Here is an 18962-nt window from a genome sequence, read left to right on the forward strand (position 1 = left end):
GTGGAAGCACAGCGGGCAAATCGGTGAGTTGCGCCGTCAGGGAGCCGACTCGACTTCAGTGCGGAGACGCGCGATGACACCCGGCAGGTGCTCCGTGGTGGTCTGCCAGAAGAGGTCGGCGTCCATCGCCCGGTAGCCGCTGTGTGCCGCGATGTTCCGGGTCGTGATGATCCCCCGGCGCTCGTCGTCCGCCACTGCGGTGAGGAATGGTGCGAAGCGGCTCGGCTCCTCGAACAGCGCGGCGAGTCGGATGACGGCCACTGTCACCCGGTCATAGCTGTCCGAGCCCTCGAAGAAGGCCGGGCGCCCCTGCTCGATGACATCGTCGAGGCGGACCTGGATGCGGTCGAGCTCGACCAGCAGCGCCTCTGCGGGCGAGGGCGCACCGGGGGCTTCGCACTCGGCGCGGCCCTGGATCCGCCACCGGTGCCGCGCCGACGGGGAGTCGTCTGCCGAGCTCACAGCGGCACCGCCGTCTCCCGGAGGTGCTCGGGCGTCTCCACCCCGTCGATCACCACGTCGACCGGGAACCCGAGCAGGTCGGACGCGTCGGCGACGAAGAGCGCATAGTCCAGGGGGTCGGAGTCAGGGTCCCGGGACACCAGGAGGTCGACATCGGACTGGTGGTGGTCCGATCCTCGGGCGACGGAGCCGAAGACTCTGACGTGATGGAGTCCCCGCCGCGCGGCGAGGGCCAGCAGCTCGTCCCGATGAGCGGCCAGAGCGAGGGAGGGGCGGTAGTCCGCCGCGGCGAGCAATCGGGCGAGCATCTCGGCGGAGACCGCTCGACGCCCGGATTCGATGCCTGCGATGTGCGGCTGCTGGGCTCCGACCGCCTCGGCCAGCGCACGCTGCGTCATCCCGGCATCCTTGCGGGCGGCGCGGAGCACCCGGGGGGCATCCTGGAGCGGCACGGTCATGACGCCAAGTATACCCAGCGTGGTATGCGGCTGGGTTGGCGAGTGTGCATCGGTCGATCCGCTGGACGACGGGCGGGGTCGTTGCCGGCCCCGAAGAGACAGGCTCAGCTCTCGGACCGGGTGAGCCGCCGAAAGTGTCGCCCAGCCCGGGGAGCGGTACGACGCATCTCCTCCGCCGGCCGGGGCGTGGCGAGGATGCCTCGCCCGGGCCGTGCCCTCGATAGCCTGACTGACCAGGGCGGGAGAACCGCCCGAGGTGAGGACACCAGGGGAGGGGCCATGGAGGAGCGGCAGGCGCGCCGGCGGATCGGCATCGGGGCGGTGGTCGGGCTCGGCGGAGCGGCGGCGATCGGCGCGGTGCTGTGGACCGGCGGGGGGCTCGTCCCGTACCTGCTCGCCCTCGCGCTCGCGGCAGTGGGCGTGCTCGTCCTGCTCACGGCGCTGCCGACCACCCGCTGGCGCGCCCTCGGCACAGCTCTGCTCGTCCTCGCCCTCGCGCTCGCCGTCGCCGTCCCGTGGCGCCTCGCCGTCCGGGAGCTGCACGGCGACCCACTGTGGTCCCTCGACGTCCAGGGGTTCGTGCGAAGGGTCCACTCCGACGGGACACGGCTGCTGTACTCGGACGATGTGGGCCTCCACGCGGTGGACCTCGCGAGCGGGGAAGAGCTGTGGGTGCACGATCCGTCGGGCGCAGGCACGCCGCGGCGCTTCCATGTCGCGACCGACGGGCACGTGCTGGTGCAGCACGAGAGCCGACCGGGCCAGGTCCTCACCCAGTGGATCTCCCCGGGCGGCGAGGTGCTGTGGAGCCATCCCGCCGAGGCGGCGGCGGGAGACGGGGACGGCGCTCCCGTCGAGATCGATCTCGAGGGCCACCATCTCCGCGAACCGGTCGCCGCCGCCGATGGTGCCCTCGTGGTCGTCACCTGCGCGGACGACGCCGACCATGAGTCCTGCCGCACGCTCGGCATCGGCCCGGACGGGACGGAGGCCTGGTCCCGCGCCTCCCATCCCCGTCCGCTCGGCCTCCGCACGGTCCGCCAGGTCGACGTCGATCCCGGGGAGCCGCGGGAGATCCCGGCGGTCGCGGCGGTGCACGGCCCGGACTCGTCGACCCGCGCGCCGCGGCCGACGGATCTCCTCGACCCCGCGACCGGCGAGGTGCTCGGGACCTTCCCGCTGCCGGAGCCGCCGAACACCGCGATGTGCTGTTCCAGGTCTCGCTTCTTCGCCATGGCGTCAGCATAGGAGCTTCGCGAGGAGCCATGCTCCGGTTCGTGTGCCCAACCGGCAGTGGTCGTTGCCGGCGTGCACATGCGATGACCACTGCCCTTCCGCCGGACGGAGCGCCACTCGAAGGAGATCGCCGTGCAGTGACTCACTGAGGTGGTGCGACACCACCCTTGCGTTTCACCTCATATCCGATCCGGTAGAGATCAGGCATGTCGATGCGATCATCGGTTCTACGAGTGAGCACCCCGATCTTCAAGAGATCCTGGATGATGCCCGGCCACCCCTCATCAACGTGCTCCGGCGGCAGGGAGCTATGAGGGACTTCTCTGACTGCGTCGACGGGACCGTTCGGGTGCCTGGCGGAGAACACGTCGATCACGGCGGATTCGTCGAGCGGCACGGTGGAGCCGCTGAGAGAGCGTGCAACGGGATTCACCCAGGGGTAGTCCTCGCTCAGTTCGTTCACGCGTCCCCGCGAGGCGTCACCGATGCCGCGTTTGATGCTCTCGTAGTGCAGGGCGTAGGGGAAGGGGTTGTCAGCGTATCGCTGCGCAGAATCCTCGGCGGCGCTACGCATCGCGGTAAGCAGGGACCGGGGGGAAGTGTCCCCGTTGCCATCGGCGAGGTGGCTGATGACCCACGTGTACGGATTGCCGCGGCGATGGTCGGTGCCCATCTTCGAGCCAGCCAGCGCGGCGAAGAGCTTCCTCAGCTGCGCATCGGAGGAGCGCACGGAGTCATTGAGCTGCCACACCGACCCCGCGTCGTAGAAGACCTCGCGGTCGACGGCGCGCATTCCGAGCTCGCGCAGCAAGCTGCCGCTATCTCTGGGAGTATTTATCAGCCGCTGCCAGAGAAGACCGTGGAGATCTTCGCGGCGCCATGCGAGCTTTGCCTCCGTGGCCTTCAACTTCGATGCATCCGCGAAGTCATGAATCGCGCGCTGATACTGGTCCTCACGGAGGAACACCTTGATGTGAAGATTCCGGAACGGCCGGAACCACAGTGCGGTGCGCAGAAGGTCCCGTGCGATCTCGTCGGCGCGGTCCCAGGTCGAGCTGGTGCGATCCAATGCGTCGAAGACGAGCAGCACATGGCGCCCTGCTGCCGCCTGCGCTTTCTGTGCAGACTCGATATCGCGCGCGAGGTCCTCGGGAGCGGACCGTACGCGCGCGACCTTCAGCGGCCATGGGTCCTCGCGCGAGTACTCCAGCCGGTTCGACCCAGGCGCGACCAGTCCATGGACGACGGCACGCCATACCTCGTACGGCGAGAACCCTTCGTCGAGCAGGTGCGCGAGAGTGCCCGGGTCCGGATAGGCGTCGATATCCGATTGCTCCGCATGCCCCACTCGGACGTCAGTTACGTCGAGTTCCTGGTGGGCAGTTCCGAGCCGGCTCCGAAGACTCTCGTCCCGGAGCGCAGAGGTCCAGAACGTCTTGCCAGTTCCTCGACCACCGACCACGAGTGAGGCGTCCAGGCGCAACGCACGGTGATGGGACTGCGGCGTGTACAGGGTCGCCTCAGTCGCCGGCTGATCCGGATGCACCTCGGAGAGAGCCTCGAGAACTGCGAGCCGAATCTGCTGAGAAGAGGCTACCGGCGATGATGTCATGAACTACTCGATTCGTCGTCAGCCTCGAGCATCGTGGAGATACCGGAGAGCAGCGGTCCGAAAACATGGTCGAGCGCGGACGGATCCAACCGTCCGATCCCATCGGAGAGCGAGCGCAGAGAACGCATACCGCGGTTCCAACGGACCGCCCACGGGAAGTGGGGTGCGGCTTCGTCGTTCTCGATGAAAGAGAATGTCTCTCCAGTGGTCTCCTGCGCGCCCACCTCATCATAAAGCGCGGATTCGAAAAGGTTGAGCGCGGCGTCGCGCACCCGCCCCGCGTGGGCGAAGGCGTCCTCCTCAGGGACCAGCGCCGCGACGATCTGCAGTCGACCACGGATGTCGTGGACGACCCCGTTGCGTTGCCAGTGCTCGAAGAGGCTCGCGTAACCACGCCATGACTGCTGATCGTCCGTTGCGAACAACAGCGGCAACCGGGCACCGAGTGAAGCGATGGCGTTCGATGCCACATCATCGAGGCCCGAGCGGGAATCGATCAGGATGACGTCGGGGCGATGGACGTCCTCGAGCTGCTCGAGCAGCCGTCCGAGCCGCTGCTCCCACGTCTCCTGCTCAGCGCCGGCCCCTTTGGACATCCATGCGCGGCCTAGCTTCGCGATGTACTCGCCGGGTGCGGCACCGTGGGCCGGAACCACCACGATCTCACCGCCCGGTGTCGCGGGGGAGAGGGCGTACAGCTCAGGTAGCAGGGAGTCGCCGTTGTCGACGAGATCCTCGACGAGCCAGTCGACGATTCCTGCGCTGGGCTGGCTGTCCTCGGGGAGCAGGAAGGCCGAGATCCCGGGGGACTCCAGATCGAGATCGATGGTCATCACGCGCTGACCCCGGGACGAGAGGTCCCACGCGAGAGCGGATAGAGCCGTCGACCGCCCGACCCCGCCCTTCACGGAGAAGAAGACGACTCGCGGAGCACCTTCGGAGACCTCTGCGATCTGCGACCAGCTCGATCCATGCATGAGACGGTCCGCGACCTGGATCGTGTCCGTGTCGTCGAAGAGCGAGAAGAAATGGGTCCCGTAGCGGGCCAGCTCCAGATCGTTCTCCCACAGCAGCATGCTGTCCGCAGGGTACGAATGCGGGGCGAGAGCGATCGACAGCGTTTCGGCGATGTGCTCGATATCGGCTGATGCAGCACCCTCATCGATGGCGTGCGTGGGAACGACAAGCCGCACCCGAGAACCGAGATCGCGATTGAGCAGGGTGCCCGCAGGGACAACATCCAGATGGGGGTGAAGGACATCGCGTGCGATGCCGAGGATCTGGTCGAAATGGACTGGCTCGCGACTCATGGCAGCAATCCTTCTACTCGGGCTTGGCGGACGAGAGCATCGACTTGCGCCGCACCGTTGCGGTGCCGTTCCAGGCTCGTAGCAGTGACATGGCCATCTTCCGCATAACGATCTGCGGCGCGCCAGTCGTCGAAGTGGTTCGTCGCATCGAGTTGGTAGGCCGAGGCCGAAGGACCCGAGGCGTACACGGAATATCTCGTCCAAAGACTGTCGATATGGACGCGGTTCGGCCTCAGGGGGTCGCCCGCAGGGTCGACCGGCATGCCAAACTTCGTCATGAGTGCTTTGAGCCCACACTCAGCGGCGAACCCGTAGAGGTGATCAGCGTTCGAGAGCCGCGCTGAGTTCTCCAGGTGTTCCGCATCGCTCAGGTGGCGATCGTGAGCGCCCGCGAAATCGGTGGCCATAGATGCGTCTCTCCTTGTTGTGCGCGTCAGCCGGCGATGGTCCGTGCATAGCGTATAGGCGCGACGGGAACGGGGCCCGCAGATGGAGCATGCCGCTCAGCTGGGCGCCGCCTGGCTTTCCTCAAGCCACCAGCGGCTCGATCTCCTCCCACAGCGGCTCCGCCATCTCGCGGCTGAAGGTCTGGGTGAGGTGGTGCTGATCGCGGTAGATCACGGTGTTCCCGAGCAGCACCGGGCAGGTGCTGTCATTGCAGAAGTAGTCGGTGAGGTCCACGTGGTGTGCATCCACGTCGGATTCGGCGATCGCGTCGGCCTCCGCCTGCACCAGGGGCTCCTCGAAGGCGTCGGCCCGCGGTGTGGCGCACCGGCCGGCGCTCTCGGGATTCTGCGCGAGGCAGTGGGTGGGTGCCTGGGCCTGCGTGGGCACGTCCCGCATGACCGCCACGGGCGGGCCGTCGATCCGGGCGAGCGTGCGGGCGAGCCCTTCATGCCACCGGGTCTCGGGGCTGTCCTGCCCGCCGGGCATCAGGCGGTCGGGATCGTGGAAGGCGGCGAGGACCACCAGGTCCGGATCCACCTCGTCGATCCGCTCGAGCACGTCCCCGCACCAGCGGTCGCAGGAGTCGAAGGGGCGGTCCTCGAACTGCTGCGGGGTCTCCAGCGGCAGGCACGAGCTCTTGGTGCTGCTGTCCAGCCGGATCTGGCCCTCCTCGGCGAGGCGCTCGAGCGCCGGATACCAGCTCGCGGCGTGGGAATCGCCCACCAGGAACACCAGCGGGGCGCCGGGGTTCTCGCCGGCCCGGCAGCCGCTCGCGTCGGCCGCCTCGCCCTCCTGGTGGCAGCCTGCGGCGTAGATGGAGGGGTTGTCCCCGGAGACGGTCTCGAGGGTGGGGGAGAGGTTCGCCGGAACGAAGTCCGTGCCCGCCGGAGCGAGGGAGGGCTGCTCCTGTGCGGCGGTGCGGTCCGAGGAGGTCTGCTGGGGAAGGACCTGCGAGATGCCGGTGGAGGTGGCGATCAGCGCGAGCGACGCCGCGGCCGCCAGGGCACCGGTCCGCCAGGACGGTCCCCGCCGCAGGGAGGGCCAGCGCAGCACCGGCCGCTCCACCAGGCGATGCAGCAGCCAGGCCAGCGGCACCGCGGCCGCGCCCAGCAGCAACCGGATCCACAGCGGCAGAGGCTCCTCCGACAGGGACGCGGCCTGGGGGATCACCTGCAACGGCCAGTGCACCAGATACAGCTAGTACGAGATCGTGCCCAGGAACTGCATCGGCGCGAGGCCGAGCACGCGCCCCGCATGGAGCCCGCCCGGCACGCTCGTGGTGATCAAGCCCGCTGCCCCCGAGGAGATCGGGGTGGGGGACGTGATCACCTTCCAGATCGAATCCGGCAAGCCTGCGGTGGCGACACACCGTGTGATCGCCCGCAGCACGGACAGCGGCACCGGGGAGATTCGCTTCACCACCCAGGGCGACGCCAACAACACCCCCGATCCCGAACGGGTCCAGCCCGCGCAGATCCGGGGGAAGGTCTGGTACGCGATCCCTTACCTGGGCTGGGCGAACCAGGCCATCGACGGCAGCACCCGCAGCTGGGCGGTGCCCACCCTCGCCGGTGCGCTGTTCGCCTACGCGGCCTGGACCGTCGGCTCCGGGTTGCGGGAACGACGGCAGAAGAAGCGCACGGCCGAGGAGGCGCCGGCGCCCCGCTCCGAGGGGGACTGAGCCGGCAGCCATGCTGCGAGCGTGAACCCCGGACAAGGTTCAGTTAACCTTATGCATCTAAGGTTTACTGAAGGGGTGCTCATGGGTATCCATGGCTCATGGCTGCCAGGCCGTCAGCAGCCCGACTTCCGAGGTGCGACGGCGGCGGAACGACGGGGCGGCGCCTACTCCTACTACGTGCCTGCACGTCTCGCCGAGCAGGACGTGGGAGCTCTGCTCGGGCGGGAGCTGCGGGAGGAAGCACTCGAGATCGCCAGCCTCATCACTGCGACCTCCGCGCAGGTCGATGAGGCGACGCGACGGGGCATCTACCCCCTGCTCCTGCGCTCCGAGTCCATCGCCTCCTCGCGGATCGAACGCGTCAATGCCTCCGGTCGGGACGTCTCCTACGCCCAGCTCGGCGATCAGCAGGATCACCTGCGCAATCACGAGGCCATGAGCGTGGCCCGCAACGTCCAGGCGACGCGCGACGCGATCGAGGAGCTCGCGGGGCGCGATGAATGGACCATCGGTGATGTCGAGCAAGTCCATCGTGCGCTGGGAGTGGTGGGCGCCTCGGAAGGTCTGCGCCGGGTGGACGTGTGGATCGGCGGCCGGGACAAGCTCCGCGCAGAGTATGTGGCCCCTCCGCCGGGTGAGGTCCCCGCCCTGGTGGAGGATTTCCTGCAGTACCTCAGCAGCTCCGGAGAGCATCCCCTTCTGCTCGCCGCCATCGGCCACCTGCAGTTCGAGTCCATCCACCCGTTCGAGGACGGAAACGGACGCGCCGGACGAGCACTGATCCACGCGGTCCTCGAACGTGGTGGCGTCGTGCGCTCGGGCCTCCTTCCCGTCTCCACCGCGATCCGTGCACGAGAGCGGGAGTACGTGCAGCATCTCAGCACTTCACGTACGGACGACCCGTCAGAGGCGGCGGAGGCACTGAACGCGTGGGTGCGATTCTTCGTCGAGATCGCCGCCGAGGCATGCGAGCGGATGCAGGGCGTCCAGGACGAGATCCGTGCCCTCGACACGCTGCTCGCGGAGAAGGCCGCGGGCCTGCGCGCCGATTCCTCGGCCCGCCGGATCCTCCCGGTCCTCAGGGAGCAGCCGGTCGTCACCGCGAAGTTCATCGCTGAGCAGCTGGGAGTCTCTGCAGTGGCCGCGCATCGCGCCGTGGACACCCTGGTCACCCGTGGGATCCTCACTCCGGGAACAGGTAGATACCGCCGCTCGGAGGCCTTCCAGGCGGACGATGTGCTGCGGGTGATCGACGGGGCGAGCTGAGGTGTGAGATCCAGGCCGCCCGCCGCCTGTTCACGCCCGATCCGCCCACTCGACCTCGTCCAGACCGAACCGGATGGTGAAAGTCGAACCCTCGCCCGGGCGGGAGCTCACGCTGATCTGACCGCCGTGGGCGACCACGATCCGCCGGGTCAGCGACAGCCCGATGCCGTGGCCGGGGATGTCGCTGTTGCGGGCCGTCTCGGTGCGGTAGTAGTCGGTGAACAGGTTCGTCTGCTCCTGATCGGATATTCCGATCCCGGTGTCGGTGACCGCGAGCTCGAGATGGTGATCCTCCACCGCGGTGTGCACGCAGACGGTCCCGCCGCGCGGCGTGTACTTCAGGGCATTGGACAGCAGGTTCCCCACCGCCTGCTGCAGGCGCTGCGCATCCAGCGGGAGCTCCGGGGTCTCGACGATCTTGCGCTCCAGGGTGATGCCCCGCTCCTCGGCCCGCAGCGCCACCGACTCCGCGGCCTGCTGCGCTATCTCGGACAGGCGCGCCGGACGCAGCGTGAGCCGCTCCGTGCCCGAGCGGGCCACCTGATCCGCGAGCAGGTCCTGCACGATCAGCAGCAGCTGATCCGCGTTGCGCTGCGCGACCTGGAGGTACGAGGCCGTCTCCCTCGAGAGGTCCCCGTCATCCTGAGCGAGCTCGAGGTAGCCGATCACGGAGGTCAGCGGGGTGCGGAGCTCATGGGAGACAGCGGCCACGAACTGCTCCTGAGAGCGCACCGTTTCGATGTACGAGGTGACATCGGAGAAGACCACCACAGCGCCCGAGCGCTCCCCTCGGTGATCGATGATCTGCCGGGCTGAGGCGGAGAACACGCTCGCCTCGCGCTGCAGCGGTCCCATCGCCACGAGCGAGTTGGTGAACGTCTCCTGCATCACGGCGCGACGTACCGGACGCTGCTCGTGAGGCATCGGCAGAGCCGACCACGGATACCGAACGATCAGCTGGGACTCGTTCGGATCGTCGTTGCCCGGCGGGGAGGCGAGGTGATGGATCCGTCGCTGGGCGCGATTCATCAGCACATCGTGGCCATCACGATCCACCACCACGATCCCCACGTCCACGGAGTCGATCACGTTCTCCAGCAGGCGCTCGGAGGCCGCTGCCGACTCGAGCAGTGCTTCCTTCTCCGTGAGGGCTTCGAGGAGCTGCTGGTTCCGTCCGTCCATCACCGTCAGCGCGCCCAGGTCCGGACCGCAGGGCATCTCCCGGGGCGGTTTGAGACAGCACCGCCAGCACGGCACCGGCGCGGCCGGGTCGTTCTCAGCGGGCCGGGCCGGTGGAGCGCCGCGCCTTCACCCATCCACTGGCCGCATCCCACCCCGCGATGGCCGTCACGCCCACGCCCAGCAGCACACCGAGGATGCGCATCACGTCCGCACCCACACCGTTGTCCAGGAGCACGGCCTCGGTGAACGCGGGGTTCACCAGCAGTCCCCGGCCCAGCAGGGTCAGCGTCCAGCTCACCACCAGCAGCGCGGCCAGGGTGTTCACGGCCGCCAGGGGCGCCGTCCAGCCCCGCCGGATCCACACCGCCACCGCGATCACGGCTTCCAGTGCGAACAGGACGAACAGCGCCGCCATCCACCACGGCCACAGCTGCGGATGCAGGAACGAGAGCGTCTCGCCGCGCACGTGCACCACGCCGCGAGTGCCGTCCCACAGGACCGCGGCGGCCGTCACCGCGAGCAGCGCCAGGGAGGCCACCACGTCCGAGAGGCGGGCATCGGGATCCTGGGCCTGCGGCAGCTGGTCCACGTCCCAGCCGGCGCCGGTCGGGGTGCCGCTGCGCTCCAGGATCACGAACACCAGCGTCACCCAGAAGAACACGTGCACGGCGGCGCTGAGCGCGATGGCCAGCGACTCGGCGATGATCGTCTCCACCGGGGAGCCGATCAGGGCCTGCGCGACGGCGACACCGCCCAGTGCGCACAGCGGCACGATGATCAGCAGCACCTTCAGCAGTCGCTACCAGGTGAGGTAGTAGCGCGGGCCGATCAGGTGCAGGGGGCGATCCGCATAGCCGGCCGCGAGCACCACCGGATCGCCCAGCTCGGTGAGCACCGCCCGCTCGGCGGCGGCCGGATCCTCGCCCTGCTCGATGCGGGCCTCGACGGCGTCGGCGATGGACACGCCCAGCTCAGCCCGCACGTCCTGCTGGGACTCGGCCGGCAGCGAAGCTGTGGTGGCGGCGATGTAGCGCTCGGTCAGTGTGGGCATGATCAGTCCTCCTCGGTCGCGAGGGTGGGGGAGCCGGGGGTGAGGGATGCGATGGCTGCGGTCAGCGCCGTCCACTCCGAGGTGAGCGCATCGGCCAGGGAGATGCCGGTGGCGGAGGTGCGGTAGAACTTCCGCGGCCGGGCCTCCTCGGTGTTCCACTCGCTGGTGAGGTGGCCCTGCTTCTCCAGGCGGCGCAGCAGGGGGTACAGCGTGTTCGCGTCGGTGGCGAAGCCGAGGCGTTCGAGGTCCTGCAGCAGCCCGTAGCCGTAGCCGGGGGAGCGCAGCAGCTGCAGGCAGGCCAGCACCACGGTGCCGCGCCGCAGCTCCTGCAGGTGGGTATCGAACACATCGTTCATGGAGCACACGATACTGTGTGGCACACACTATAACAATGGGTTCGCGCGGCATTGGGCCTTATCGGGGGCGGGCCGTGCGGATCAGCGCCGTAGCACGTGCCGCAGGGCGCCCTCCAGCTCGGGGTGCGCCGCCTGGAAGCCGCTGGCGCGCAGGCGCTCGTCGCTGACCCGCTGATCGGTCTCGACGATCGCGCGTGCCCCCTCCCGGCCCAGCACCAGTCGCGGACCGAACGGCGGCACCGGCACGGCGGAGGGGCGGTGCAGCACCCTGCCCAGGGTGCGGGCCAGCTCGCCGGCCGTCGTGGGCTGCGGGGCCACCGCGTTCACCGGGCCGTCGAGCGCGTCGGTGAGCAGGGCGTGCACGTAGCTGCGTGCCATGTCATCCAGGGTGATCCAGCTGATCGCCGCGTCCCGTGAGGTGAGCGGGCCGCCCACACCGGCCAGGAACAGCGGCAGCTGCGGGGCGAGAGCACCTCCCGCATCGGTCAGCACGATCCCGGTGCGCACAGCGCAGGTGCGCACCCCCGCCTGGGCGGCCGGAGCCATCTGCTTCTCCCACGCCCGGCACACGTTCGCCAGCACGTCCTCGCCCGGTGCGGAGTCCTCGGTGAGCAGCTCACCGGGGCGCCTCGCCCCGTAGTAGCCGATGCCGCTGGCCTGCACCAGAATGCGCGGCCCGGACCCGCTGCGGGCCAGCTGGGCCAGGGTGCGGGCGATCAGCCCCGACGAGGAGGTGCGGGAGGCCAGGATCTCGTGCTTGGCGCGGGCCGTCATCCGGGTCGCGATGCTGCGCCCGGCCAGGTTCACCACCGCATCGACCCCCTCGAGGTCCGACGGATCCAGCACCCCGGCCGCCGGGTCCCACGCGATCTCCCCCTCGCCCGCGCGCCTGCCCCGCACCATCCGCAGCACGCGGTGCCCGCCGGTGCTCAGCAGCGCGGTCAGCTGCGTGCCGATCAAGCCGGAGGCCCCGGCCACCGCCACCGTCAGGCGCGGCGCACCTGCCAGGCGCCGATGCAGGTCCAGATCCTGCTCCAGCTGCGCGGCCCGGAAGTCCAGCATCCGCCGCACCTGGCCAGCGGCGATGCGCTCGCCGATCCCGGCCCCTCGCGGCAGGCGGAGGTCGATGGTCTCCTGCAGCCGTGTGTTTGCACCGTCGTCGGTCTGCTCCATGTGGTGGTGGTGCCGCCAGGCGCGGAACGGGCCGGTCACCTGCGCATCTACGAAGGAGAAGGAGGTGGGGGTCTGCGTGACGTCGCTGTGCTCGAGGGTCCATTCCGGGCGGATCCGTCCCAGCTGCGCGGGACCCAGGCGAGTGCGCACCCGCGTGCCGTCCTCGATGCCGCCCTGGCGAGGATCCTCCACGCTGCCCAGCGCCGGCGGGATCATCCGCACCAGTGCGCCCGGCCGCTGATGCCAGGCCACCACGTCCTCCAGCCGATGGGGGATCACGGAGCTCAGCTCGATGCGCATGAGGGCACGATACGCCGTGGCCCCGTGGACACGGCAGCCATGAGCCGGGGCAAGGCCAGCCGCACCGCCTCGCAGTAGGGGATGAGCCGCGTCAGTCGCCGGGCCACTCACCGACCACGCGCTCGAAGGCACGTGCGCCGCCGCGCTCCATCAGTGCCTTGATCGTGGCGTACAGCGCTCCCTGCAGGGCGGCGGCCGCCAGGATCTCCCACAGCGGGAACTCGGACTGCAGAGCGGACGGGGCGTCGTCGACGGACTTCGGCGACGCCTTCTTCCACACCTGCTTGAACACGATGCCGGCGAGGGCGCCGCTCAGCACGCCGCTGAGGATGCCGACCGGGCGGTACAGCACCTTTGCGGAGGTGCTGGTGGTCTTCTTGTGGGCCATCGGGGTCTCCTTCGTCAGGGGGTGGGTCTGGCGGTGGGCGTCGGGCCGCGTTCAGTGATCCCGGCGCACCAGCAGCGCGACCAGGGCCGCCAGGGCACCGGTGGCGGCACCGGTGGCCACGAACACGGCCGGCGCGGCAGCAGCACCGGTGCGAGAATCAGTTGTCCGTTCAGCACGGATCTCGGTGACGGTACCGGGCGGGACGGGGACGGTCTCCGGTGCGGTACCCGCATCGGAACGGTTGTCGCCGCGCGATGTCAGACTGTCGATCCGCTCGCGGGCCTGTCCTTTGACCGATTCGACCCGGCCCAGGGCCTCCGCCTTCAGGTGCGCGGCCCGGTCGCGAGCCCGCCCCTTGACGTCCGCGACCTGGCGCTGCGCCTGCACCTTGGGGTTGAGCTGGTCAGAGAGCGCGCTGACGGTCTCTCCCAACTCCCGCCGGGTGAGGGCGATGTCGGTCTCGAGCTCCTCGGCCGATGCGTCATCACCCGGTTCCGGTGGCAGTGCGCCGCCGCGGGTGCGGGGGGCGGGGTCGTGGTCGGCGGGCAGGTGGGAATGGCTGGTGCTCATGTCAGATGCTCTCCTTGATCTCATCGATGTCGCGCTGGACGGTCTCGACGGTGCGCTCCGGCACGGGGGTGAGGCCCTCCGCCTTCTTCTTCCCCAGCAGGGCGGCGATGCCCGCGGCGATGAACACGACCACGGTGACGATCAGGGCCGCCGCCCAGGCGGGCAGGAACAGGGCGAGCACGAGGATCAGGGTCGCCAGGAGGCATCCCAGGCCGAACCAGGCCAGCACAGCCCCGGCGCCGAACAGGCCGGCGGCGGTGCCGCCCTGCTTGGCCTTCTCGGTGTACTCCACTCGGGCCAGCCGCAGCTCGTCCCGCACCAGGCGGGTGGTCTGCTCGGTCATGCGGTCCACCAGGTCCGCGACGGTCGGCTCTGTGCCCGGCTGCTTCTGGGGCGGGTAGGCAGTGCTCATGGACAGCTCCTCTCGAGGGGTGCGCGGGCTCGTCCGCCAGCGCCGCGCCGTTCCCGGTGCCGCTCGGCGCGGCCGCGGTTCTGGGAAGGAGGATACGGGCCGCAGTCGTGGAAAAGCGGGGCCGGATGGTCATCGACCGGTCGGTCGCTCACCCCAGGGCTTTGTCGCGTGCCCCTCCTACACTCGGCGGTGGAGACCTTCAAGCCCGCCACCTGGCGATAGGACGTGACGATGAGCTCGACCACCACAGGCCACCGGGACGACCCGGCCGACGCCCCCCACCCCGAGGACGACCGCAAGCCCGACAGTCCCACCGAGGTCACCACACCGTCCTGGAAGTACATCCTGCGCACCACCGTGCGGGAGTTCAGTGCGGACGGCTGCACCGATCTCGCCGCCGGACTGACCTACCGCACCGTGCTGTCGATCTTCCCGGCCCTGATCGCGCTGGTGTCGATCCTCAGCCTGTTCGGACAGAGCGAGTCCTCGGTGACCGCGGTGCTCGACCAGGCCGAAGGCATCGTCCCGGCGGACATGTGGCAGACGGTGCGACCCGCCCTCGAATCGATCCTCACCGCTCCCGCGGCGGGCCTGGGGCTGATCATCGGTCTGCTCACCGCCCTGTGGTCCGCCTCCAGCTACACCAAGGCCTTCGGCCGGGCGATGAACACCATCCACGACGTGCCCGAGGGGCGCGGCGCGATCAAGCTGAACGTGCAGATGTACCTGCTGACCGCCCTGTTCCTGCTGCTGGGCGTGATCGGGTTGATGATCTTCGTGCTCTCGGGCCCGGTGGCGCAGGCCGTGGGAGACGCGATCGGTCTGGGCAGTGCAGCGGTCGCCGTCTGGAACATCGCCAAGTGGTTCGTGCTGGCCGCAATCGTGGTGCTGGCGGTGGCGCTGCTGTACTACGCCACCCCCAACGTCCAGCAGCCCAAGTTCCGCTGGATGAGCCTGGGCGCGCTGCTCGCCATCATCGTGGCCGTCCTGGCCAGCCTCGGCTTCTTCCTGTACGTCTCCAACTTCGGCAACTACAACGCCACCTACGGGGCGCTGGCCGGCGTGATCATCATGCTGCTGTGGATCTACATCATCAACGCCATCCTGCTGTTCGGTGCGGAGGTGGACAGCGAGATCGAGCGCGGGCGTGAGCTGCAGGCCGGCATGCCCGCCGAGGAGGAGCTCCAGCTGCCCGCCCGGGACACCAAGGCCAGCGACAAGAAGGAGAAGAAGTACCAGGAGGATCTGGAGCGCGGCCGCAACCTGCGCAAGAGCGCCGGCCGCAGCCAGGAGGATCCGCATCGCACCGAGGAGCAGTGAATGTCCACCGCTGAGACGCGGTCGGGCGGCGGCCCCGCCGCTCCGCCCCGCCCCCACCGCCCCCCCGCCCGCCGCACCGTGGCCTCCGGCTTCCTGTTCGGCTGCGGCATCGCCGCCGCCATGATCGACCTGTTCATCTTCCATCTGGGCCTGCAGTGGCACCACTTCTACGACCTGTCCACCACCCAGGTGGCGCTGACCGCCGACGGGTTCTCCCACGCCTTCGCCTGGTTCATCGCCGTGTGGGGCCTGTTCCTGCTGGCCGACGTGCGGCGCCGCGGCCACGTGGCCTGGCCCCGCTGGACCGCCGCGGTGATCACGGGAGTCGGGTTCTTCCAGCTGTTCGACGGGGTGGTCAACCATAAGATCCTGGGCATCCACCAGGTCCGCTACGGCGTGGACCTGCTGCCCTACGACGTGGCCTGGATCGGTTCGGCGATCGTGCTGTTGCTGATCGGCCTGGCGATGCTGTGGCGCACCCGCCCGGCCGCATCCTCCCGCTGAGAGCCCGGGAATGGGACACGATCACACCGGTCACGCCACGAGCTCGGCCGGATGGGTGCTGTTCGAGATCGCGGCCGTCGTGGTGCTCCTCGCCGCTGCGCTCGCCTACGCGGTGGCGCTGTGGGCGGCCCGCGACCGCAGCCCCTGGCCGCTGCGCCGCACGCTGTTCTGGTACACGGGGCTGGTGAGCGTCGGGGTGGGGATCGCGGGCCCACTGGCGCAGGCAGCGCATGCGAGCTTCACCGCCCACATGGCGGCCCACCTGCTGCTGGGCATGACCGGTCCGCTGCTGCTGGTGCTGGGCGCCCCCATCACCCTGGCCCTGCGGGCACTGCCGGTGGCAGGGGCGCGGGCCCTCACCCGCATCCTGCGCACCCCGTACGTGCGGGTGGTCACCCATCCAGCTGTCGCGGCCCTGCTCAACGCCGGGGGTCTGTGGCTGCTGTACACCACGACGCTGTACACGCTGATGCACGAGTCGGTGCTGGTGCACGCGATGGTGCACGTGCACATCGTGCTGGCCGGCTACCTGTTCACCGCCTCGCTGATCGGGCCGGACCCGGATCCGCACCGGTCCTCGATGGCGGTGCGGTCGGTTGTGCTGATCGTGTTCATCGCCGCGCACTCCGTGCTGGGCAAGTGGCTGTACGCCTACCCGCCGGCAGGGGTGGATGCGGCCGATGCTCGGCGCGGTGCACAGCTGATGTACTACGGCGGCGACGTGGTGGACGTGCTGATCATCGTGCTGCTGTTCGCCGGCTGGTACGCCGCGACCAGGCCTCGGCACGGGCTCCAACCGGCGTACGCCAACGGAGCCTGAGCTTGCCCGCGGGGGCAGAGCGTGCCAGGCGGCCTGAGCGCCGCACCGGGGTGGAGGGCGCGAGCGTCGCCTGGCCTGAGCCGCCTAGCGGTGCCTTTCGAGTGCGACGAGGCTACGGCGTGTGCTTCAGCGCTCGTTGCGGCGCCGCTGAAGCCAGACCATCCCAGCACCGGCAGCCATGGCCAGTGCCGTGAATGCGGCGGCCGCGGAAATCTCGGTTCCGGTCTTGGCCAGCTCACCGCCGCCGTCGGCCGCCTCAGCATTGCTGCCCGTAGCCTCGGACGAGTTGCCGAACGCACCCGCAAGGGCCTCACCCAGGGTCACGGACAGTGCACCCAGGCGCTGCTGCGGTGCGGTGGGCTGGGACTTCCCACTGCCGGAGAAGTCACGAGTTCCCGTCTCGGGAGCGGCCGGCAGTTCGGCGCCGGCCCGCGGGGAGCTGGGCTGCTGACCACTGGCCGAGGGAGCGGGGCTGTTGGAGCCGGGGAAGTCCTTGATCGGGGTGGACGGGCTACCGGTTTCGGGGGCGGAGTTACCCGGGGTCGTGCCCGGCTTGTTCTCCTGGTTGCCCGTGCCGCCACCGTTGTTGCCGGTGCCCGTGTTGTCGCCGCCCGTGTTGTCGTCGTCCGGGTTGTCGCTGCCGGGGGTGTCGTCGTCCGGGTTGTCGCTGCCGGGGGTGTCGTCGTCCGAGTTGTCGCCGCCGGGGTTGTCTCCGGGGTTGCCGTCGCCGGGGTTGTCTCCGCCGCCGCCCTCGCCCTCCTCGACAGTCAAGGTGGCGCTGGCCTGCTCCTGGCTGTCAATCAGCACACTGACCCTGTACGAGCCAGGACCTGGAGCACTGATCTGCGTGTTGAAGCGACCGTTGATTACCTCCGCAGGTTTGTGTGTCGTCTGCCCACCGCCTCCGATGACCGCGATGCTCACTCCTGTTACGCCGTCGTAGCAGTCCCCTGAGACATTGAATATCTCGCCGGCCTTGACTGTGTTCGGTGCTAGAACGATCTTCTCTGCGGCACAACCGGTCTCCATCGGCGCCACCCCACCCAGCGGCGCGGCGTTGGCGGCTGCCGGTCCCATCACGCAGGCAGCAGCGAGCATCACGCCGGCGCCCAGGCGCGCGGGAGCGGTTCGTCGGCGAACGGACACAGAAGACTCCTCAGCAAAAGAAGGGGGTTCAGCCATACTCTAGGGGGACGCGCCGCTGTTGTCCGCCCAATGCGTCGATCCGTGGACGAACTTCTCGTGAACGCCACGTCGGCCCCGGTCCCCAGGAGCCGTCCTTGCCCCACGCCGAACTCCAGCCCGACCACCCCGGGGCCACCTCGGGGCCCCACCGCGATTCCCGCGCTGACCTCGCCGACCCCATGGTCGGCAACCCCATGCCGACGCGCGCCGAGAACGCCGCCCCCGCGTCGGACGAACCGCTCGCGGAGCGTGCCGCCCAGCGGATCGCGGAGGAGTCCCAGGCTGTCGTGGAGGAGATCACCACCGTGGTGGAGGGCAAGCCGGAAGTGGCCCGCATCGCAGTGCTGGTGCTGCTGGCCGGCGGGCACCTGCTGATCGAGGACATCCCCGGGGTGGGCAAGACCATGCTCGCCAAGTGCCTGGCCGCGGCTCTCGGCGCCCGCCAGCACCGCATCCAGTTCACCCCCGACCTGCTGCCCGGAGACGTCACCGGCGCGAGCGTGTTCAACCAGGCCACCAGCGAGTTCGAGTTCCGTCCCGGCGCTGTGTTCACCCAGGTGCTGCTGGCCGACGAGATCAACCGCGCCTCCCCCAAGACCCAGTCGGCCCTGCTGGAGGCCATGGAGGAGCGGCAGGTCACCGTCGACGGCGCCACCTACCCGCTGTCCGAGCCGTTCATGGTGGTGGCCACCGCCAACCCCGTGGAGATGGAGGGCACCTACCGCCTGCCCGAGGCGCAGCGGGACCGCTTCCTGGCCCAGACCACCATGGGCTACCCGCTGGCCGGCGCCGAGGTGCGGATGCTCGATGCCCAGACCGGGCCCGTGCGCGAGGGCGACCGCGAGGTGCTGGACTCCGTGCGCGCCCGCACCAGCCCCGAGGCGATGGCCCGTCACATCCGCGACGTGCGCCGCGTGTACGCCTCCCCGCCGCTGCTGGAGTACGTGGTGCGCCTGGCCGAGGCCACCCGCACCCACCCCCAGGTCACCCTCGGTGCCTCGCCCCGCGCCGCCGTGCACCTGGTGCGGGCCGCCAAGGCGCGCGCCGCGATGGACGGCCGCACCTTCGTCGAGCCCCAGGACGTGCGCGCCATGATCATGCCGGTGTGGCGCCACCGGCTGCACCTGACCCCGCAGGCCCTCTCCCGCGGCGCCGGCGCCGGGGACCTGCTGGACCAGGTGCTGCGCACCACCTCCGTGTCGTGACACCCTCGCCGGGCCACCACGCAC

22 protein-coding genes are annotated in these 18962 nt (G+C 69.6%); 7 read left to right on the forward strand and 15 right to left on the reverse strand.

All coding sequences use genetic code 11. The annotated features are described in order from the left end of the window. Positions 1-36: 36 nt before the first annotated feature. The gene (locus IOE58_RS12470) at positions 37-462 is read right to left on the reverse strand and encodes a ribonuclease HepT family protein (protein WP_193866700.1); all 426 of its coding nucleotides are present in this window, start codon (positions 460-462) and stop codon (positions 37-39) included. Then, on the reverse strand, positions 459-920 hold the full coding sequence (locus IOE58_RS12475; protein ID WP_193866701.1) for a helix-turn-helix domain-containing protein: 462 nt from the start codon (positions 918-920) through the stop codon (positions 459-461). The genes IOE58_RS12470 and IOE58_RS12475 overlap by 4 nt, the downstream gene beginning before the upstream one ends. A 279-nt stretch (positions 921-1199) precedes the next feature. On the opposite strand from IOE58_RS12475, the gene IOE58_RS12480 reads away from it, so the two are divergent. Next, complete coding sequence (locus IOE58_RS12480; RefSeq protein WP_193866702.1) at positions 1200-2168, forward strand: outer membrane protein assembly factor BamB family protein; 969 nt, start codon at positions 1200-1202, stop codon at positions 2166-2168. A 130-nt stretch (positions 2169-2298) separates the two neighbouring features. Here IOE58_RS12480 and IOE58_RS12485 read toward each other — a convergent pair whose 3' ends face one another. From IOE58_RS12485 to IOE58_RS12500, 4 genes are all read right to left on the reverse strand, one after another. Continuing rightward, positions 2299-3768 carry a hypothetical protein gene (locus IOE58_RS12485; RefSeq protein ID WP_228020042.1) on the reverse strand — a complete coding sequence of 490 codons (1470 nt, stop codon included), beginning with the start codon at positions 3766-3768 and terminating at the stop codon, positions 2299-2301. Further along, entirely contained in the window at positions 3765-5078 is a 1314-nt protein-coding gene (locus IOE58_RS12490) for a KGGVGR-motif variant AAA ATPase (RefSeq protein ID WP_193866703.1), read from the reverse strand. Before IOE58_RS12490 ends, IOE58_RS12485 begins: the two co-directional genes overlap by 4 nt. Continuing rightward, positions 5075-5485: an SAM-dependent methyltransferase gene (locus IOE58_RS12495; protein WP_193866704.1), complete on the reverse strand. Its 411-nt coding sequence runs from the start codon at positions 5483-5485 to the stop codon at positions 5075-5077. The genes IOE58_RS12490 and IOE58_RS12495 overlap by 4 nt, the downstream gene beginning before the upstream one ends. Before the next feature lie 121 nt (positions 5486-5606). Then, on the reverse strand, positions 5607-6713 hold the full coding sequence (locus IOE58_RS12500) for an SGNH hydrolase domain-containing protein (RefSeq protein ID WP_193866705.1): 1107 nt from the start codon (positions 6711-6713) through the stop codon (positions 5607-5609). 91 nt (positions 6714-6804) lie between these two features. Between IOE58_RS12500 and IOE58_RS12505 the strand changes: the two genes are divergently transcribed. Then, positions 6805-7206 carry a signal peptidase I gene (locus tag IOE58_RS12505; protein ID WP_348981981.1) on the forward strand — a complete coding sequence of 134 codons (402 nt, stop codon included), beginning with the start codon at positions 6805-6807 and terminating at the stop codon, positions 7204-7206. A gap of 177 nt (positions 7207-7383) precedes the next feature. After that, positions 7384-8472: a Fic family protein gene (locus tag IOE58_RS12510; RefSeq protein WP_233190888.1), complete on the forward strand. Its 1089-nt coding sequence runs from the start codon at positions 7384-7386 to the stop codon at positions 8470-8472. Positions 8473-8502: 30 nt separating this feature from the next. Here the strand turns inward: IOE58_RS12510 and IOE58_RS12515 are convergent, their stop codons facing one another. From IOE58_RS12515 to IOE58_RS12545, 8 genes are all read right to left on the reverse strand, one after another. Next, complete coding sequence (locus IOE58_RS12515; protein WP_193866706.1) at positions 8503-9690, reverse strand: sensor histidine kinase; 1188 nt, start codon at positions 9688-9690, stop codon at positions 8503-8505. Between the two features lie 58 nt (positions 9691-9748). Then, entirely contained in the window at positions 9749-10441 is a 693-nt protein-coding gene (locus IOE58_RS12520; protein ID WP_228020045.1) for a hypothetical protein, read from the reverse strand. A 12-nt stretch (positions 10442-10453) separates the two neighbouring features. Next, on the reverse strand, positions 10454-10705 hold the full coding sequence (locus IOE58_RS14425; RefSeq protein ID WP_228020048.1) for a permease prefix domain 1-containing protein: 252 nt from the start codon (positions 10703-10705) through the stop codon (positions 10454-10456). Between the two features lie 2 nt (positions 10706-10707). Further along, positions 10708-11061, reverse strand: coding sequence for a PadR family transcriptional regulator (locus tag IOE58_RS12525; RefSeq protein ID WP_193866707.1), 354 nt, complete (start codon positions 11059-11061; stop codon positions 10708-10710). 81 nt (positions 11062-11142) lie between these two features. Beyond that, positions 11143-12534, reverse strand: a complete 1392-nt coding sequence (locus tag IOE58_RS12530) for a TIGR01777 family oxidoreductase (protein ID WP_193866708.1) — start codon at positions 12532-12534, stop codon at positions 11143-11145. Between the two features lie 91 nt (positions 12535-12625). Further along, positions 12626-12922, reverse strand: a complete 297-nt coding sequence (locus IOE58_RS12535; protein ID WP_193866709.1) for a DUF4235 domain-containing protein — start codon at positions 12920-12922, stop codon at positions 12626-12628. A gap of 51 nt (positions 12923-12973) precedes the next feature. Further along, a complete protein-coding gene (locus IOE58_RS14430) occupies positions 12974-13492 on the reverse strand; it encodes a DUF3618 domain-containing protein (protein ID WP_228020051.1) in 519 nt (172 codons plus the stop codon). Between the two features lies 1 nt (position 13493). After that, positions 13494-13904, reverse strand: a complete 411-nt coding sequence (locus IOE58_RS12545; RefSeq protein ID WP_017823151.1) for a phage holin family protein — start codon at positions 13902-13904, stop codon at positions 13494-13496. A gap of 231 nt (positions 13905-14135) precedes the next feature. Here IOE58_RS12545 and IOE58_RS12550 point away from each other — a divergent pair, with 231 nt between their 5' ends. The 3 genes from IOE58_RS12550 to IOE58_RS12560 are packed head-to-tail and all read left to right on the forward strand — an operon-like array spanning position 14136 to position 16548. Then, positions 14136-15224 (forward strand): YihY/virulence factor BrkB family protein, encoded by a 1089-nt coding sequence (locus IOE58_RS12550; protein WP_193866710.1) that lies wholly within the window; start codon positions 14136-14138, stop codon positions 15222-15224. Beyond that, a complete protein-coding gene (locus tag IOE58_RS12555) occupies positions 15225-15728 on the forward strand; it encodes a DUF2243 domain-containing protein (RefSeq protein ID WP_193866711.1) in 504 nt (167 codons plus the stop codon). 10 nt (positions 15729-15738) lie between these two features. Next, a complete protein-coding gene (locus IOE58_RS12560) occupies positions 15739-16548 on the forward strand; it encodes a cytochrome c oxidase assembly protein (protein WP_193866712.1) in 810 nt (269 codons plus the stop codon). A gap of 126 nt (positions 16549-16674) precedes the next feature. Here the strand turns inward: IOE58_RS12560 and IOE58_RS12565 are convergent, their stop codons facing one another. Further along, entirely contained in the window at positions 16675-17355 is a 681-nt protein-coding gene (locus IOE58_RS12565) for an LPXTG cell wall anchor domain-containing protein (protein ID WP_193866713.1), read from the reverse strand. 473 nt (positions 17356-17828) lie between these two features. On the opposite strand from IOE58_RS12565, the gene IOE58_RS12570 reads away from it, so the two are divergent. Further along, positions 17829-18938, forward strand: coding sequence for an AAA family ATPase (locus IOE58_RS12570; RefSeq protein ID WP_193866714.1), 1110 nt, complete (start codon positions 17829-17831; stop codon positions 18936-18938). Positions 18939-18962: the final 24 nt, after the last annotated feature.

The sequence above is a fragment of the Brachybacterium epidermidis genome, assembly GCF_015209585.1.
Classification (GTDB): Bacteria; Actinomycetota; Actinomycetes; order Actinomycetales; family Dermabacteraceae; genus Brachybacterium; species Brachybacterium epidermidis.

Excerpts from the sequence above, each read along its gene's own strand:
- IOE58_RS12495 (WP_193866704.1), bottom strand. The coding sequence starts at position 5,485 with ATGGCCACCGATTTCGCGGGCGCTCACGATCGCCACCTGAGCGATGCG.
- IOE58_RS12530 (WP_193866708.1), bottom strand. The coding sequence starts at position 12,534 with ATGCGCATCGAGCTGAGCTCCGTGATCCCCCATCGGCTGGAGGACGTG.
- IOE58_RS12475 (WP_193866701.1), bottom strand. The coding sequence starts at position 920 with ATGACCGTGCCGCTCCAGGATGCCCCCCGGGTGCTCCGCGCCGCCCGC.
- IOE58_RS12515 (WP_193866706.1), bottom strand. The coding sequence starts at position 9,690 with ATGCCCTGCGGTCCGGACCTGGGCGCGCTGACGGTGATGGACGGACGG.
- IOE58_RS12555 (WP_193866711.1), top strand. The coding sequence starts at position 15,225 with ATGTCCACCGCTGAGACGCGGTCGGGCGGCGGCCCCGCCGCTCCGCCC.
- IOE58_RS12545 (WP_017823151.1), bottom strand. The coding sequence starts at position 13,904 with ATGAGCACTGCCTACCCGCCCCAGAAGCAGCCGGGCACAGAGCCGACC.
- IOE58_RS12560 (WP_193866712.1), top strand. The coding sequence starts at position 15,739 with ATGGGACACGATCACACCGGTCACGCCACGAGCTCGGCCGGATGGGTG.
- IOE58_RS12480 (WP_193866702.1), top strand. The coding sequence starts at position 1,200 with ATGGAGGAGCGGCAGGCGCGCCGGCGGATCGGCATCGGGGCGGTGGTC.
- IOE58_RS14430 (WP_228020051.1), bottom strand. The coding sequence starts at position 13,492 with ATGAGCACCAGCCATTCCCACCTGCCCGCCGACCACGACCCCGCCCCC.
- IOE58_RS12485 (WP_228020042.1), bottom strand. The coding sequence starts at position 3,768 with ATGACATCATCGCCGGTAGCCTCTTCTCAGCAGATTCGGCTCGCAGTT.
- IOE58_RS12490 (WP_193866703.1), bottom strand. The coding sequence starts at position 5,078 with ATGAGTCGCGAGCCAGTCCATTTCGACCAGATCCTCGGCATCGCACGC.
- IOE58_RS12535 (WP_193866709.1), bottom strand. The coding sequence starts at position 12,922 with ATGGCCCACAAGAAGACCACCAGCACCTCCGCAAAGGTGCTGTACCGC.
- IOE58_RS14425 (WP_228020048.1), bottom strand. The coding sequence starts at position 10,705 with ATGCCCACACTGACCGAGCGCTACATCGCCGCCACCACAGCTTCGCTG.
- IOE58_RS12550 (WP_193866710.1), top strand. The coding sequence starts at position 14,136 with ATGAGCTCGACCACCACAGGCCACCGGGACGACCCGGCCGACGCCCCC.
- IOE58_RS12525 (WP_193866707.1), bottom strand. The coding sequence starts at position 11,061 with ATGAACGATGTGTTCGATACCCACCTGCAGGAGCTGCGGCGCGGCACC.